The sequence below is a fragment of the Alkalibaculum sporogenes genome, assembly GCF_009362815.1.
Taxonomy (GTDB): Bacteria; Bacillota; Clostridia; order Eubacteriales; family Alkalibacteraceae; genus Alkalibaculum_A; species Alkalibaculum_A sporogenes.
In genome coordinates, this window is record NZ_WHNX01000011.1 from 74,720 (window position 1) to 92,338 (window position 17,619).

Genomic DNA, 17,619 nt, shown 5'->3' on the forward strand with positions numbered 1-17,619 from the left:
ATGCAATAAAAGATAAATTAAAACATTTAGAGAACTCAATCAAGCTTTTAATCTCATCCTCTTTGTGCTCATTTGTATATTTTCATTCATGGATTTGTATAACTTCACTTATCTATTACAACTATCCCTATTTTTAGTACTCTTGATAACGTCTATTACTTGCACCAATAGTCTATTTTATCCCTGTAAGTAAATTGTCCCTCAATTGTTTATCTAAAATTTTTAGTAGACAAATATCATCTGTTAACAAAAATATTGTTTCTCATAATCCTTTATCAGTGTATCCTTTTTTTAGGCTATACGTTTAGCACTAATCCACTGTTTTTTCTTTCATATAAGTTTTAAGTGTTGTATGTATTAAAAAATCCTAAGGCAGAATTGATCAGATAAACTTGGGTATCATTCTTTATATATTCATTATAACTACTCAACTTATTTTCTTGTAGTTTATCTACCATTATTGCTTTAATCGGATTTTAAGGAATATTTTTATCCTATCATATGAGCAGGTGCATGGCAATGAAAATGTCCCCTTGGCTTCATAAAAAGTCAATATAAAAGACCTTTTATATACTCTCAAATTCATTCTTTAAGCCAAAAAAAAATCTTTACGTTGAAAGGATCTTTTAATTTCGATATAATACTTTCCCCCAATTATTAGACATACTTAATTCATGCTTCCGGCTTTTTCAAAGGTAAATAAGTAGTCCTCATCTATTTCGTCACGGTAATCCACTGTAAAGTCTAAATCTTTGGGTTCTCTTTTTTTAAAGCGGTAACTCAAAAACTTTGATCCATCTAGTAACCATCCCTGCTTAGCAATTTACTCAAAGATTAATGGAAAAGTCATTCCTTTATATTTAATATGACAAATTAATACCACTTATGGAGATACCTTGAAATCTTACGGTTATGAAGACTTTGACATAGCGGTAGATGAAATATTTGAGAGTTAGCTTCATCAAAATCACCAATAGTCTAACACTTAAAAAAGCAAGGATGTTTTTAACACATCACTTGCTTTTAGACCTTGTTTAATACAATACTATTTTTACACTACATACTCATAAGACCCATCTTCCGCCACTGAGAAGAAGTCTGCATAATTTATATCAAATACATTTTTATTTACCTTTGAGATATCAACTTTATTTTTAATCAAAGTAGTGATTACTCCGCAATAAGAAATATCTCCTTGTAGTATGGCTCCTTGAATGATCCCATCCTTTACAATGATCTTCTTATACTCTATTCCATCCTCTTCAATGTGTTCTTCATAAGTATCATCAACAGGTTCAATTATTCCTATAGATACCGTTTGGAGATCCATAAAATTGAGGGAATTTCTAAATCCAAAATGATCCTCTAGCTTTTTTTCTTTTCCAACCATATTATGCCCTGCTGTTATCCCTTGCTTTACAGCTAAGGGCCAAATAGGATGAGTTCCACACACATCACCTGCTGCGAATACGTCAGCAATATTGGTGGCGCAATATTCATCGACGACTATTCCCTTGTCAATATTTACTGTATTCTCAGAAATGAAGGAAAGATTAGGTCGTACACCTGTAGCCACAATGATCATTTCACAAGGAATGACTTCTCCACTACTAATCTTTAAACCTTTCACATTGTTACTCTCATCCAATAATACCTCTTCTGCCTTAACCCCCGTGTGAATATGTACTCCATTATCCTTAAACAAATCTTCATAAGTTGTTGCAGATCTTTTATCTAATTGTAATGGTAGAATTCTATCTGCAAACTCAACCAAAGATATGTTCACCTTTTTTGCCATGAGTCCAGAGACCACATCAATTCCCACTAATCCCCCACCTAAGACCACAATATCTTTTACATGAGAATACTCCTGTAGGATCATTTCAACGTCTTCAGCGTCACGAAACCCGACAACCTGATTTCCTTCCCTTAAGTTTTTAATAGGTGGAATAAAAGAGGAGGCTCCTGTAGCAATAAGAAGTTTATCATAAGAGAGAATCGATTCATCATCCAGAACCACTTTTTTGTCTTCTATATGAAGTTTCTTAGCATTTTTCCCTTTCATCCAATGTATGTCTAACTTTTCAAAGAAATCCTCACTAACAAAGTTGAGATTCTCTATAGTCCTACTACCACTAACAACATGATGAAGCATACACCTAGAGTATACTTTATCATCTTTAGAGACCACTGTAATTTCCCCTTCTTTATCTAACGAACGAATGGTTTTGGCACAGTTGATCCCAGCTGCACTAGCTCCTAATACAAGATATTTCATAAACAAACACCTACCTCTTCAACATAGAGACACCCTGTTGGGCAATTTTCAACACATCTTGGTATTTCTCTTCCATCACACACGTCGCATTTAATGACCACACTATTACGCAATTCATCTGTTTTTAATACCCCATAAGGACATGACATCACACACATAAAACAGGATGAACATTTATCTTCATTATAAGATACAATCCCTGTTTCACTATCTTTTGTCATGGCGCCGCTCATACAGGTAAATACACATTCAGGTTCATCACAGTGTCTACAGAAAATAGGTGCTGGTTTCTTCTGACTATCTAGTGAGATATGGTTTCTAGATTCATTTTTCAAATCCGTTAGATCTAGATCGAAGATCCCCTTTCCTTGTTCGTTATGCTCTGCCATACAAGCTATGGTACAATTCATACATGCCATGCATAGGTCTTGTTTTATTTTTATCCGTTTCATAATACCCTCCCTAATTCAAAATATTCAATTTCCTATGCATTGACAGGTACTAATTCCACTGCTAGGCCCAAAGACTTTCTTCTTTCAATAATGATTTTTTCCAACACATCTGCTGTACTGATCACATCATCATTTACGATTAATTGGCCTCCTGTAATGTCAGGCATAGCATTCATTAATACGTTTGAGACCACCTCACTGCCCCCAATAAATGGTGAAATAGCTAAATGCAATGGTAACCCTAACGCTAAACCAAAAGCACCATCTGCTAACGCTTGTTCTTCTAACCACTGAGGTGCAGATAGAATAAGAGGTAGTTGTGGAATATCAATATTTAAGGCCTCAGCTAGTTCTGTAGCGACAATTTCTAAGCGCCCTATAGCTAAGCATGGTCCAAAATTCAGAACTGGTGGTATCCCTAAACTTTCACAAACTTCTCTTAATGAATCCCCTGCTAAACTAGCCGCCTTAGGAGACATCAACCCAACATTTTCTAATCCGCCACTAGAGCATCCTGCTGAAAGGACAAGAATATCTTTCTTGATAAGTTCCTTTGTAAGCTCTACAGTAAATACATCATGGCCTTTTGCTGTTAAATTGGAACACCCTACGATAGCAGCAACACCTTTAATTTTACCTGAAGCAATGAGATCAATAAGGGGAGCCCAAGTGCCTCCAAGAAAACCTTTTAATGATTTTTCACTAACCCCTGTAATGACATCATCATGTCCATGAATGGGTATATCTATGGTTACATTTCCTCTTCTTTTTACATAACTATCTTTGGCTTTCTCGATAATTGTTTGGGAAATTTCTACTTCCTTATCTTTACTAAAGGGAATATGTTCTGCACTGGTTTTTTTAGCTACATCATCTAGACATACCATATCTACCATAAATTCCTCAACAATGGGTTCTATTCCAGGGAGCGTACAGTTAAATTCCGATACGATGAAATCTATCCCACCTGTTGTTAACAGACTTTCACTGGTAAAGTTATTCCCTGCATGGCCAGAAAACACTTCTTGATAATGTTCTCCTCTTAACTGCAAATCTTGCCCTACACAAGTACAACCTACTAATCTAAAACCTTTAGCTCCTACACTTTTTGCAATTTCAATTACGTCATCATCTATTAGCCTATCTTGCAAATGAGCAAATACAGAATGTTGATGCCCTGTAATCATAATATTGATATAGTTTGTATCTACCACCTTAAATCCTACTGAAGCTTGCCTGATAACAGGCTCCCCTAACATGACATCGTTTAACAAATTGGTAAGTGTCAATCCATACAACCCAGTGGAGATCCCCAAATTTAAACTATGTAATAACATATCTACAGGATCACTACTTAAATTAGTGGATGTCTTGACAATGGCATCAAAAACTTCTGATTTTGCTCCCCCTGGAAGGATGTTCAATTCTTTCCACTTCTTATATCGTGGAGCATAGGCCATTTTCTCGACCAATTCCATTTTTTCAAATCTTGGCTTATAGAGGTCTGCCAGAACCTTATCTGCCACAGCGATTGCTTTGTCATATAGGTCTTTAGCTTCGATTCCGAAAGTGTTCGCTAAGTCATTTAACGCCTTTTCACTTTTAATTTTTCCTTTGTTTTGTCCTATTGATTTTAAATTACGAGCAGTAGTTTCTACAATATGCAAGTAACACGCTGCTCCCGAAGCTACAGCCCTCAAGAAATTTCTTGATACAATAACATCTGCTGTAGCACCACAAACCCCTTTAGGTGCTTGGGGAGTAATACGACATGGACCATTGGAACATAGTCTACAACATACTCCTAACTGCCCAAACCCACACTTTATCTTTTGCTTTTCTACCCGGTTAAATGAGGTCTCTTGGCTCTTTCCTGCTGCAAACTCCTGTAAAACTACATCTGCTGAATTACACATTTTCATATTCTCAATTCCTCCTTATATTAGCTGCTTTATGTAAATAGTTTAATGTTCACTATTTTAGTATACTTTTGTTTAAAATTTTTTTACTTCTCCAAAAGATCTTTAAAATTAACACTTTCTAATTTATCTGTTAACAGATCTTTTACCTCTCCTAAAACATGATGTATGCTACAATGATTCGTCCTTTTTAAATTGCAAAACTCTTTGTCATAGACACATCTATTCACGCAAATAGGACCATCGATTAGCTCAATGACAATTTTTAAATTTAAATCCTGAGGATTTTGATTTAGTGCATACCCTCCATGAACGCCTCTATACGCCCTGGTAATCCCACCTTGAGTAAGTTTTCTCAATATTTTCAGAGTAAATCTAGTTGGAATCCTTTCTTCTTCAGATAAGCTTTTGGCATCTATCCGATTGTCCATACCTAATTTTGATAAGTTTAATACAATTCTTAGTGCATAATCCGCTTCTTGCGTTATTTTCATAGTTTTTTCCACCGGTGTGCTTAATTTATACCTATTTGGTATAGTTTTATAATAAACCCTTGACTTTATCTTGTCAATAAATTATTTGATTATCTTACCATTTTTTTAATTTTTGTAAGCTTTCAAAGTGATAGTCCTTAGTAAATGTTTAAAGGTAGCTTCAGCTACAGCATTGTCATAGTGGCATCTCTTAAAGCTTAATGAACTCCCGATTTTAAAGGTTTCCAAGACTTTATTTTGTTTTTGAATTCGCTACCTCTATCTGTATGAAAAAGAGTAATGTTATCAAGTCTAGTTTTAACACTCTGTAAACAAGATGTGCATCCTTATGTAGACCAGCACTATAACGAATTTTTTCCCTGTTAAATAGATCGACTAATATACACACATAATTCCACTGCTTGTTTACTTTTACGTATGTTAGGTCACTAACTACAGCTGCATAAATGAAAGCAAACTTTCATTTGCGTAACTTAATAACTATACAGTTACTAGGAAAATATATTTTTGCTTGGCTAGTTGTTTCGAGAAAACTAATATTCAGTAGAGGATGAAGAAAATCCCTACTGAATAAAGTTTCACTTTATTTTAAGTTTAAACAGCTAAAAATACAGATTTGTCCTCTATAGCTTTTTAAAATGTTTTGTAATTCTATTAATAATTTAAACTTGCCATACGATACTATATAGTATGAGTTATTAAAAAGGTGGATTAAACATGAATCTAAAAACAATCTATATTAAAAAGCAAGTTAAAAATATACTTCCTGGGGATATCATATTACATCCAATTTATCGCACCGATGGATTAATGTTAATTAATAAAAACAAAGAACTATTACCAAAAACAATAGAAATCATAAAAAAGCAAATATCAGAAAATGCCATGGTTCTAGTTGTGAATAATACGAGTGATTTTTATAATTTTGTTAATAATAAAGTTTTTCAAACAGATAATTTTATTGAGGACATTCAAGAAATTTTCAGAATATTTAACAAATATCACTATATGCAAAATATAGAGATTGATTCGTATATGCCTACAGAATATAAAAATCACTCTTCTTTCCAAGAAGAAAATACTACTAATGTAAATCGTTTGTTTTCAGAGATTTTCTCTAAGATGCCCTTGTGGAATAATATGGAAAATGTTTTAGAATCAGAGTATTTAAAAAGACGTACAAAAAAAATTAAAAATGATTTCTTAGATTTGTTAATTACAGAAGAATCCTTTCATATCTGGTTAGAAGAGATAAGAAATACCGATAATACTTTAATGATCCATAGTATTAACGTTACTTGTATTGCTTTATTAATGGGGTTAGTATTAGAATTAAATGATAATGATTTAATTGACTTGTGTATTGCCTCTTTATTTTCAAATGCAGGATTCATTAACATCAAAGAAACTGTTTCGAAAATATATCACTCTGAGAATAGCACTTCAATTGTAAAAAAGCATTTAGAAACATTCTCCGATATCACATCTAGCTCTCCCTATTTACGAAGAACATCTATTATATACGGCATATTAGATAGTCATGAGTTCTACAACGGTACAGGATACCCAAATAAAAAGGTAGGTCAAGAAATAAGCCTATATGGTAGAATTCTTCATATATGTCATCATTATGATGTTATAATAAATGGATATTTTTCTGATACTTATCTTTCTCCTCAACAAGCGGTGAATGCTATTCTTGAAAATACAGAAGGTAGATTTGATAAGGATATAGTAAAATTATTTATATATCGAACCAATTATTTGAAATTAGGTCAGACCTATAGCCTTACAAATAATCAAACAGGCGTTATTATTGGTTTCACTGATTATATTGATTCACCTCACTTACCCATTGTACAACTAGAAAATGGCAAAGTAGTTGATTTATCTATAAAGGATTAATTTCTTACCATAGACACAAGATTAATTACACTACCAAAAAAACAATTAACTAGATTTATTTTAGTATAGTACTTTAGAATATTATATCTTGTTTTTCTATGTTAAAATTTCCTAATTGTTAAATCATAAACGCCTTATGGTATTTCTTCTTTCCTTTACGTATTTTAATTCCTTTTTCTAATGCTAATGATGAGATACATAGATCAACAGAGTCGACTTTAATATCATTTATTGATAATCCACCTTGTTGGATCACGCGCCTTGCTTCACTCTTAGAAGTGGTTAATTTACATTCAACCATCAATTCTATAACGTTAATAACACCATGAACCAATTGATTTTTGCTTATCTCAGTAGATGGCATATTAGAATCATCTGTTCCTGTTATAAATAGAGAATGAGAAGAACTTTTCGCATCTTTTGCTTTCTCTTCACTGTGGACCAACTTGGTCAATTCAAAAGCCAAGATCTCCTTAGCTTCGTTTAATTGACTGCCTTCCCATTTACTCATTTCATTAATTTGATCAAGAGGTAAAAATGTGAGCATACGTATGCACTTTAATACATCAGCATCATTAATATTTCGCCAGTATTGGTAGAATTCGAAAGGAGACGTCTTGTTAGGATCCAGCCAAACTGCACCCTTTGCTGTTTTACCCATTTTACTACCTTCAGAATTCATTAGTAGAGTATTTGTCATTGCGTAAGAATTCTTGCCCAATTTACGACGAATCAATTCCCTGCCGCCAAGCATATTAGACCATTGGTCATCACCGCCAAACTGCATATTACAACCATGATTTATAAACAGATGATAAAAATCAAACGACTGCATAATCATATAGTTCAATTCCAAAAATGAGAGGCCTTTTTCCATTCTTTGTTTATAGCATTCGGCACGCAACATGTTATTAATAGAAAAATGTGATCCAACTTCACGAAGTAATTCGACATAGTTCAAATCTAAGAGCCAATCTATGTTATTAACCATGATTGCTTTATCTTCATCTAATTCTATGAATTTTTCTATCTGATTTTTAAAACAATCACAGTTATGTTGAATTGTTTCAGGAGTCATCATGGAACGTAAATCTGTTCTACCTGAAGGATCACCGATATATCCTGTCCCACCACCTAACAGAACTACAGGTTTGTTTCCAGCCATCTGCAAGCGCTTCATTAGGCATAAGGCTACAAAATGACCAACATGCAAAGAATCTGCTGTTGGATCAAATCCGATATAAAATGTCGCATTGCCATCATTGACGAGTTCCCTAATTTCTTTTTCGTCGGTAACCTGAGCGATCAAGCCGCGTGATATCAGTTCTTCATAAATTTTCATTACTACAACTCCTTTTTATAACTTTTTATTTTATAAATAAAAATGCCCTCTGTTCCCAATAGGAATAGAGGGCAAAATAGCGATACCACCTCTGATTTAGAAATTCCTCACAGAATTTCCCTTTACGAGTGAAAATACACTCCTGTGCTATATTGGGCACGTCCATCATTCCTTACTAAAAGTTCAGGTAGCGGCTCCAGGATGTATTCGTTCAGTGCGTCAACAACCTCCCACCAACTGGTTGCTCTCTGAATAACGTTATTGTGAACTACTACTTCCCTTCATAACCTTAATTGATTTAATTTAATGTAAAGTATAATATAGGTACATTTGAATGTAAAGTCACAGAATGACACATGTGTGACATGAAATGGAGGTTATATTTAATTAATATGCTTTAAGATATCTATTGGTAAGGTCCTCTTAAGTAATTCCACAAGTTTTTTCTTGTCCATTTTCATACCACTGTGCAGCCATTCGATAACCATGTCAGTACCACCACGAGAAGCAATATCGATTGCAAATTGCATTATTTCAGATGTTATATCAACACTTCTAGAAAATAGATATTTTTCATATGTTATTCTGGTAACATTAATATCAAAATTTCGAAGCCCATTAGTATCTCTGCTTTCATAAGCGTTTTTTAAAATATGATATTTATCTTCAAAAATCTCAAGATAACGCAGTAATGCTTCCTCCCAATTAAGATTGTCTGTAATACGACCAAAGCTGTCCTCGTAAAATTGAGAAAAGTACCAGCTAGTAAGGTCATATTTATCTCTAAAATGACGGTAAAATGTTTTCCTTGAGAGAGATGTTGCTGATACTATCTCACTAACTTGAATATCATCAAGGTTATTTTTTTTCAGCAACCTCTCAAGGGATTCTGCAAATATATTTTTTGTATTCATTTAAAATCTCTCCATAAGTAAATTTAATAATATCTTTCTAATTAATCTGCAAAACTCATCCCATTCGTCTGGGAGCTTGTTTTTACCATACTTCTTAATATTCCTACACTTCTTGTTATTTTAGATAATTATATCGTTAACTGATTGATATAGATATTAAATTTATAATAATTGTATAAACATATCTACTTAGACGATACTTATAATAATCAAAGTTTGAACTTGATGCAAATCTAATGAATATCAAACCTACTTTAATTACGTACTTGTTCAAACTTGACTTATTTAAGAAGGTGAAAATCGTGACTGAGTCGCCATTTTTTCAATTGACAATTGAATTGACATTTGGATTTTTTGCTTTGCTTGTTGTTACAAGAATTCTGAGGAAGACGCAAATTAATGAGATTACTCCATTTGATTTCATATCAGCCATTGTAATGGGTGAGTTACTAGGTAATGCCGTTTTTGATGATAAAATTAAAATAGGTATGATTGTTTATGCTTTATCACTGTGGGCATTTTTAATAATGATCGTTGAAAAAATTACACAAAAATTTAGAAGAACAAGAAAAATTATAGAAGGAGAACCTGCAATAATTATCAGAAATGGACAAATAGATTTTAACGTTATTAAAAGAGAACATATTGATATTAATGAATTGTTAAGTATTTTAAGGCAGAAAGATGCATTCTCTATACGGGAAATAGAATTTGCTATTTTAGAGCAAAGTGGAAATATAAGCGTATTAAAAAAATCTAAATACGACAATCCTACATCTGAAGATTTTAGTTTACCTTATAAATCAGTATATTTACCAATAAATTTAATACTTGATGGAGAAATTTTAGATGATAATTTACAGAGTATTGGATTTAATAGAGAGTGGTTGATAAACGAGATGAATATGTTTGGTGTTGAGAAAGTAAAGGATATTTTTTATGCTGAATGGAAGCAAGATGAAGGATTGCATATAGTACCCAAAACAAAAAAGACTAGTTGATATAATATTGAAAATGCATTATTGAACATGTAAAAAAATGCAAAAGACATAAAAGGATACAAATTATTTATAAATGAGGTGGTAATTACCGCTATGTAGAAATCTATAGCGGCCTTGTATCATAACTTATACTTTGTGAATTCTATTATTCCACCTACATTTTTAACATATAGCTTCTCTATAATTCTAAATAACTATTTCATCTTATAATCTATTATTCGTTCCCTTCTAATAATACTCCAGGTTTTGGACTCGTATTTTTCTCAGTTACATGATCGTTTATATTATCTAGATTATTATCATTAACATTTACAACTAGATCATCTTCTATAATATCGTTAGATGTCATGTGAAGTTTTTTCCTCATAAAGAAGAACAGTGAAAGTGAAAGTATGGTAGTAGCAATATCTGCTATTGGTTGAGCAAAGATAAATCCTTCAAATCCCCATAGTGAACTAAAGATTATTAATGCAGGTATAAAAAATAAACCTTGCCTACCTAGAGATACAACTAATGATTCAACTGTTTTGCCAAGGGATTGAAACATGGTCATTAGTACCATCTGCAAACCTAAGAAAGGCATAGACAATACAAATACTCTTATAATTTTGACTCCTAAATCTATAACTACAGGATCGTTTATAAATATCCTTATAGTTGTATCTGCAAATACAAAGAATACTACTGCAAATACGGTGCAAATAATCGTGCCAGCTGTTATTGCTTTTTTCACAGTCTCAAATAAACGTTTATAATTTTTAGCACCATAGCTGTATCCCATAAGAGGTTGACAGCCTTGTGCTAAACCTATAGCAAGCATAACTGAAATATTTGTAGATCTCATTACCACTCCACTTGCAGCGATTACTTCATCTCCAAAACTAGCTGCAAACATATTTGATATAGCAAAGCCTATACTCATTAAAACCATACCAATAGAGGCAGGTATACCTATTTTGAAAATTCCAGTATAGATTTTTTTATCAAAGCTAAATAGTTTCGGTGAAATTGATATTACTCCACGTTTTTTAAAGTAAAAGCTTATGTAATACATAAATCCACAAATGTTACCTATAGTTGTAGCTAGAGCAGCACCTGCAACTCCCATGTTTAATAATAAAATAAATATTGGATCTAATGCTATATTTATTATAGATCCAGCCATCATTCCAATCATCGATTCTTTTGTTGCACCTTCTGAACGCAATAATCCACCCATAGCCATTTGCATACCAATAAATGGGCTTCCAATTAACATTATTGATAAATAACCTTTTGCAAAGCCAATTGTATTTGCACTTGCACCACAGAAAATCAAAATAGGTTCCATAAAGAAAAAGCCTATTATCGAAACAATTGTACATGTAACAAAGGAAGACCAAAAAGCAATTGAACCTGCTTTACTTGCCGTTTCTTTTTCACCCTCCCCCAGGAATCTAGATATAACAGAAGCGCCTCCTATAGCAAATATATTACCAAATGCTTGAATAATCATAAAAATTGGCATAGATAAAGATATAGCAGCTATCATATTAGGGTCATTTAATTTTCCAATAAAAAACGTATCAGTCATATTATAGATTACTTGTATTAACATTGCCACCATAGTTGGGATAGCCAACATTCTAATAGCTTTATTAACTGGCATGGAATCTAATATGAATGTGCGATCATGTTTCATGTCAGTATTTTTTACTTTTTTCATTAAATCAAATCCTTTCAAAAGAATAGCGTCTTCGACGCTTTAATCAAGTATGATAATAAAGTTTGATCATAAGCGCTAGTCGAACTTTCCTATCATAAAATAAAGTGAAGTTAGAAGCCCGCAACCTAAGGCAGGAGTCTTAGTGCCTGTTAATGCGGGATAAATCATTTTAACATATCCAAAGTATTATTAATTATCTCTAATGCATATAATAATTCTGAAATTGACTCGTCATTTAAAGCTGCTACTTTTTGTGAAATATGCTTTTTATACTCTGTATCAATTTTTTGGGCCACACCCTTCCCTTTTTTAGTAAGTACTAAAGCATATTTTCTTCTATCGTTACACATAGATATTCTTTCTACTAATTCTTTATTGACTAATAGATCTACTACGCTAGTAAACGAGCCTTTTGTAAGTCCAACTTTTTTGCAATAGTCTGTCATTTGATTGCCTTCGTGTTTGTTTAGGAAAAGTAGCGTCTTTTCTTCACTATAGTTTAATTTGACTTCACTTTTAATATCAGACCCTTCTAACAATACACTGATAAACATTGGTAAAATTTCGGACAATTCAGCTATTTTAGTTTCTTTTGTAGGCATAGTATTCTCCTTAAAGGTATTTAGTTTGAATTATAACATTTTGTTTTATGATAGTCAATATTCTAATTAAATAATGTAATTTAAATGTCAATTTTGTAATAATATTTATTTTTTATATTGTCTCATAAAATGTACTGTTTTAATCACAAATACAACATGATAAGAGTATATTGTATAGAACTCGAAGTTTATCTAGAGTAGGATGAAATGCTCTAAAATTATACATGAGAGGTGTTAATATGAGTTTACTTGATAATACATTTAATCAATATAGTTTAAGCCCTAGTGCGGCTAAACGATTGTCTAACAAAACAATTTCTGTACCTATGATGGAGGCGATAACTCCTAGATGGCTCCTTACTTTTCTTCCGTGGGTTTCCACAGAGGCAGGAATATATCGAGTTAATAAGGTGACAAGAGAAGCAAAACCAGAGGTATTTACAAATAATCTAGAGGAACATAATATTCCTCACTCTTTTCCAGATTATGATCCTAGACCAAGAGAGTATACTTTAAGCATTGTACAAACTGTACTAAAGTTAAATGGACAGGTGACAGATTTATTTAACTCTCCTATTAATCAAAAACAAGAACAAATGAGACTTACTATTGAAGCAATGAGAGAACAGCAAGAATGGGAAATAATTAATAACAGCGAGTTTGGTCTAGTTGCTTCTGTAGACCCATCTATGAAAATTAGTTCTAGAAACGGGTCAGCTAGCCCTGATGATATGGACGAATTGCTTACTAAAGTATGGAAAAAGCCAGCATTTTTTGTGGCTCACCCTAGATCAATAGCAGCCTTTGGCCGAGAATGTACTAGAAGAGGAGTACCTCCAGTAGCTATAAATTTATATGGTTCACCATTTTTGACATGGAGAGGTGTGCCTATATTACCTTGTGATAAATTAGAGATAGATAAGAACACAGGAACGACAAATATATTATTAATGCGAGTTGGTGAAAGAGAACAAGGAGTAATTGGTTTACATCAACAAGGTTTGCCTGGAGAATGTCATATTCCAAGCTTATCAGTTCACTTTGGTGGAATAGATAGTATGGGTATTGCATCTTATATTATGACTTTATATTTTGGAGCTGCCGTATTAACAGATGATTCCTTAGGTATGTTGGAAAACGTAGATGTAGGAAGATATCATGATTACGACTAATTACAATGAGGGTACTATTAAATTAAAAAGTAACGACTATTATTTTTTACCTGAGTATAGATCTTCAAAGTATACTAAAAAGATAAACGGTCCATATGGGAATCAAGAACTTGACATTAATCTTATTCGAAAAGATTTTCCTATTCTTCAAAAAAGGGTAAATGGAAAACCATTAGTGTGGCTAGATAATTCAGCTACTACGCAAAAACCTAATTGTGTAATAAAAGCTATTGATAACTATTATAGCGAATATAATTCCAATATTCATCGTGGAGCGCATACTTTGGCAAAGATCGCTACAGAAGCATATGAAGGAGCAAGAGAAAAAATAAGATCATTTATTAATGCGGATTCTTGTGAAGAAATAATATTTGTTAGAGGTACAACAGAGGCTATAAATTTAGTAGCAGAAACCTTTGGAGACGACAAAATACAAAAAGAAGATGAAATAATAATAAGTGTTATGGAGCACCATTCAAACATTGTACCTTGGCAAAAACTTGCACAAAAAAAAGGAGCTATTATCAAGGTTGTTCCAATAGATGATTGTGGTGAAATAATCATGGAAGAATATGCAAAATTATTGACTTCTCGTACTAAAATAGTTGCGATTACTCACCTGTCAAATGTTCTAGGAACGATTAATCCAATCAAAAAAATGATTGAGATGGCACATCATATAGATGTTCCTGTATTAATAGATGGAGCACAATCTATTCCTCATATTGGAGTAAATGTGAAAGAATTAGATGCAGACTTTTTCGTTTTTTCTGGGCATAAAATATATGCACCTACCGGTATAGGTGTATTGTATGGTAAAAAAGCTATATTAGAAGAAATGACCCCTTGGCAAAGAGGTGGTGGCATGATTAAAGATGTTAACTTTGAAACCACAACTTATAATGACTTGCCTTACAAATTTGAAGCTGGAACAGGAAATATTGCGGATGCTATAGGTTTAGGGGAAGCTATAGCATATATTAATAATATAGGAATTGAGCGTGTTCAGTTACATGAAAAAAAATTAACATCTTATGCAATGGATCAACTTTCTCAAATACCTTCTATTCGATTAATAGGTACTTCTTCGAATAAGTCTAGTGTTTTATCGTATATATTAGAAGGTGTAACACCAGAAGATGTGGCGAAGTTTCTTAATAACGATGGTATTGCAGTAAGAGCAGGACATCACTGCGCTCAACCTGTTTTAAAACGATACGGATTAAATAGTGCTGTACGTGCATCAATAGGTATTTATAACACAATAGAAGAGATAAATGCACTCGTTGGATCTACGCTTAAAATTGCAAGGTATTAGATCAGTAATTTATATTGTTATAATGTAAAAATAGCCTAGGACTCATTGATGATGATATCAATATGCTCCTAGGCTATTTATTGTAAATATTTTATTTTTATTCTTTACTAATACATAATTTATTTAGAATTAGTAAACTCTTCTACCTGAGATATATTTTGAACGCCAATAAGCGCTATTTAACGATGTAATTTGTACACGTTTTCCGTGGGTAGGTGCGTGAATAAAGCTATTATTCCCTACATATATACCTACATGACCTGAGAAAACTACTAAATCTCCAGGTTTCAAATCACTTCGTGCTACAAATCCTCCGACACTTCCTTGTCCTCCACTTGTTCTAGGTAGACTAATACCATATTGTCTATATACATACTGAGTAAAACCTGAACAATCAAATCCAGAAGGTGATGAACCTCCGCTTACATAAGGAACACCAATATAATGTCTAGCTGTTGAAACGATAGCTGATCCAACATTACCTTTGTACGTTGGTGCTGAACTTCTTGAAGTTGACACTGATTTTGATCTCGCAACAACTGGTCGAGATTTTGTACCAACTAGAACAATTTTTTTGGTTGGCTTAGTTATTACTTTCTCGTCTATAACCTTTTGACTGTCGATTGCTCCGTTTAAATAAGTTATTTCTTTGGTTATTTCTTTTTCACCTTTTTTACCTTCTTGTTTTACTTTAGTCTCACCAGTATATAAAGATGATGAATTTTCATTTTCGGTTTCAAAAGCAATTGCTTCTTGAGTAATCTGTTTTACAGTAGCAGTTACATCAATATATGGCTTTTCAACTACTAAATTTATTTTATCTCCTGGCATTAAATCTTCAAGGCTTTTATCTGGATTAGCTTCCTGTAACTTATTAACTGCTGTATTAAAAGATCTTGAAACATTCCAGGCATTATCACCTGAGGCAATCTCATATGTTTGAACTTGTTCTTTACTTTTTTCTATCTCATTTAAAGCTTTTTCAGTAGAAAAAATTTCTTCTATAGGAACATCCTTCATAGCGATTTCAATATCTTGATTAAAAGAGATATCTAATACTTCCACATTACCTTTAATTTGATCTATTTTCTCTACAAAAGGTTCTTTAATATGATTTAGTATACTTTCAGCCTGTTCTTTTGTTTCTAAAGCTAATATTTCTTTACCATCTAGGAAAATAACAGCAGCAGGTTTATAAATTTGCAAGTTATCATAAATAAGATTTTCAAGTTCCTCTTGATCTATAATTTGATCTTTAGGTACTCTAACTTCTTTTATAGTAGTTTCAAATTCATAATTTGCTTCTGCTCCAAATTCAGCTGATATCTGTTCTTCTATTGAAATCAAAGCATCTTCTGCAATAGACATTTCACTAATTGTTCCAATCAACTCATCGTTGAGATGGAGTTGGTATGAAAAAGTATTCTGATATATCAAAAGTGCCATTGTCATAATGATTGTAACAACACCATAGATGATTAATACTTTGCGATTGTTAATTTTCCCAATATAACTTTTCAAATGATCCATTGGCATTAACCCCTTTTCATTAATTCTTCGAGCTAATATTTTCTGATATAAATATTGTAACATTATAGATAGATATATACAATCACTTTTTTACAACTTAGTTACAAATCCTATATTATTGTAAATATAGTGAAACATTATTCAGTAGAAGTTTGCTTCATCCCCTATTGAATATTAGTTCACGTGATACAACGTGTCGAAAATATGTTTTCGCAATACCTTAATGACGAAGCAGTTAAATAGCTTGCTAATTTTGTAGTTTTAAAATTAAACTATTTAATAACTTGAATGGTATAGAAAAGTTACGTATAATACTATTTAATTAACAATATAAAGTTTGTAACTGAGAAGGAGAAAAAAAATGGAGTACACTGGAGAACGAGTCATTCCAAAGTTAATGAATTCAAATAATGGGATGTTAATTGAACATATTAATAGATATAAGTTTGCAAAAAAATATGGAAAAGGAAGAGTATTAGATATTGCATGTGGAGTAGGCTATGGAAGTAAGGTGCTTTTAGATGATAACGAGAATATTTCTTCTTTAATCGGGATTGATATTTGCAAAGATAGCATTGAGTATGCAAAAGCAAATTATTCTTACCCAAATACTTCATACTATATTGATAATGCATTACACTTAGACTTACAACAAAAATATGGTACTTTTGACACTATAACTAGTTTTGAGACTATAGAGCATTTTAGAGAAGATCAACAATTTATTAATAATCTATATAACTTATTAAATGAAGATGGAACTTTAATCATATCTACACCTTTTGGTAAAGGTAAATCTGTTCCATGTTCAAGCCCTTTCCATGTTTATCAATATAAAGAAGAAGAATTTCTAGAGGTACTTCAACCTTTTTCATCTATCACTATGTATCATCAAGATAATTATTCCATTGAAATCCCAAAGCCTAATAAGAAATATTATTTAATGGTAGCAGTGTGTAAGAAATAAGTTTTGAAAGGAAGATAAAG

At 32.3% G+C, this 17,619-nt stretch carries 15 protein-coding genes, 1 pseudogene and 1 other annotated feature; of the genes and pseudogenes, 5 read left to right on the top strand and 11 right to left on the bottom strand.

All coding sequences use genetic code 11. The annotated features are described in order from the left end of the window. Positions 1-667 precede the first annotated feature (667 nt). From GC105_RS17715 to GC105_RS17235, 6 genes and pseudogenes are all read right to left on the bottom strand, one after another. Positions 668-823, bottom strand: a complete 156-nt coding sequence (locus GC105_RS17715) for a DUF2812 domain-containing protein (RefSeq protein ID WP_425481527.1) — start codon at positions 821-823, stop codon at positions 668-670. Between the two features lie 228 nt (positions 824-1,051). Further along, the gene (locus GC105_RS08655; protein ID WP_152803735.1) at positions 1,052-2,278 is read right to left on the bottom strand and encodes an NAD(P)/FAD-dependent oxidoreductase; all 1,227 of its coding nucleotides are present in this window, start codon (positions 2,276-2,278) and stop codon (positions 1,052-1,054) included. Next, the gene (locus GC105_RS08660; RefSeq protein ID WP_152803737.1) at positions 2,275-2,730 is read right to left on the bottom strand and encodes a 4Fe-4S dicluster domain-containing protein; all 456 of its coding nucleotides are present in this window, start codon (positions 2,728-2,730) and stop codon (positions 2,275-2,277) included. The genes GC105_RS08655 and GC105_RS08660 overlap by 4 nt, the downstream gene beginning before the upstream one ends. Before the next feature lie 32 nt (positions 2,731-2,762). Continuing rightward, positions 2,763-4,652 (bottom strand): anaerobic carbon-monoxide dehydrogenase catalytic subunit, encoded by a 1,890-nt coding sequence (cooS, locus tag GC105_RS08665; protein ID WP_152803739.1) that lies wholly within the window; start codon positions 4,650-4,652, stop codon positions 2,763-2,765. An 83-nt stretch (positions 4,653-4,735) separates the two neighbouring features. Continuing rightward, positions 4,736-5,143, bottom strand: a complete 408-nt coding sequence (locus GC105_RS08670) for an RrF2 family transcriptional regulator (protein ID WP_152803741.1) — start codon at positions 5,141-5,143, stop codon at positions 4,736-4,738. Positions 5,144-5,290: 147 nt separating this feature from the next. Next, a pseudogene (locus GC105_RS17235) lies at positions 5,291-5,588 on the bottom strand (DDE-type integrase/transposase/recombinase); the annotation flags it as partial. Between the two features lie 272 nt (positions 5,589-5,860). Here GC105_RS17235 and GC105_RS08675 point away from each other — a divergent pair. Further along, positions 5,861-7,048, top strand: coding sequence for an HD-GYP domain-containing protein (locus GC105_RS08675; protein ID WP_152803743.1), 1,188 nt, complete (start codon positions 5,861-5,863; stop codon positions 7,046-7,048). Positions 7,049-7,166: 118 nt separating this feature from the next. Here the strand turns inward: GC105_RS08675 and tyrS are convergent, their stop codons facing one another. Next, the gene (gene tyrS / locus GC105_RS08680; RefSeq protein WP_152803745.1) at positions 7,167-8,390 is read right to left on the bottom strand and encodes a tyrosine--tRNA ligase; all 1,224 of its coding nucleotides are present in this window, start codon (positions 8,388-8,390) and stop codon (positions 7,167-7,169) included. Between the two features lie 64 nt (positions 8,391-8,454). Next, positions 8,455-8,684: a binding site (T-box leader), on the bottom strand. Positions 8,685-8,773: 89 nt separating this feature from the next. Then, a complete protein-coding gene (locus GC105_RS08685; RefSeq protein ID WP_152803747.1) occupies positions 8,774-9,304 on the bottom strand; it encodes a TetR/AcrR family transcriptional regulator C-terminal domain-containing protein in 531 nt (176 codons plus the stop codon). 326 nt (positions 9,305-9,630) lie between these two features. Between GC105_RS08685 and GC105_RS08690 the strand changes: the two genes are divergently transcribed. After that, positions 9,631-10,305: a DUF421 domain-containing protein gene (locus GC105_RS08690; RefSeq protein ID WP_207706964.1), complete on the top strand. Its 675-nt coding sequence runs from the start codon at positions 9,631-9,633 to the stop codon at positions 10,303-10,305. A 214-nt stretch (positions 10,306-10,519) separates the two neighbouring features. On the opposite strand, the gene GC105_RS08695 is transcribed toward GC105_RS08690, so the two are convergent. Both GC105_RS08695 and GC105_RS08700 read right to left on the bottom strand, forming a co-directional pair. Then, entirely contained in the window at positions 10,520-12,010 is a 1,491-nt protein-coding gene (locus GC105_RS08695; protein ID WP_152803751.1) for an MATE family efflux transporter, read from the bottom strand. Positions 12,011-12,174: 164 nt separating this feature from the next. Then, a complete protein-coding gene (locus tag GC105_RS08700) occupies positions 12,175-12,612 on the bottom strand; it encodes a MarR family winged helix-turn-helix transcriptional regulator (protein ID WP_152803754.1) in 438 nt (145 codons plus the stop codon). A gap of 239 nt (positions 12,613-12,851) precedes the next feature. Here GC105_RS08700 and GC105_RS08705 point away from each other — a divergent pair, with 239 nt between their 5' ends. Further along, positions 12,852-13,784, top strand: a complete 933-nt coding sequence (locus GC105_RS08705; protein ID WP_152803756.1) for a family 2A encapsulin nanocompartment shell protein — start codon at positions 12,852-12,854, stop codon at positions 13,782-13,784. Beyond that, complete coding sequence (locus GC105_RS08710; RefSeq protein WP_152803758.1) at positions 13,771-15,102, top strand: cysteine desulfurase; 1,332 nt, start codon at positions 13,771-13,773, stop codon at positions 15,100-15,102. Before GC105_RS08705 ends, GC105_RS08710 begins: the two co-directional genes overlap by 14 nt. 129 nt (positions 15,103-15,231) lie before the next feature. Here the strand turns inward: GC105_RS08710 and GC105_RS08715 are convergent, their stop codons facing one another. Continuing rightward, on the bottom strand, positions 15,232-16,632 hold the full coding sequence (locus GC105_RS08715; RefSeq protein WP_193708339.1) for a C40 family peptidase: 1,401 nt from the start codon (positions 16,630-16,632) through the stop codon (positions 15,232-15,234). Positions 16,633-16,993: 361 nt separating this feature from the next. Between GC105_RS08715 and GC105_RS08720 the strand changes: the two genes are divergently transcribed. Beyond that, complete coding sequence (locus GC105_RS08720) at positions 16,994-17,599, top strand: class I SAM-dependent methyltransferase (protein ID WP_152803762.1); 606 nt, start codon at positions 16,994-16,996, stop codon at positions 17,597-17,599. Positions 17,600-17,619: the final 20 nt, after the last annotated feature.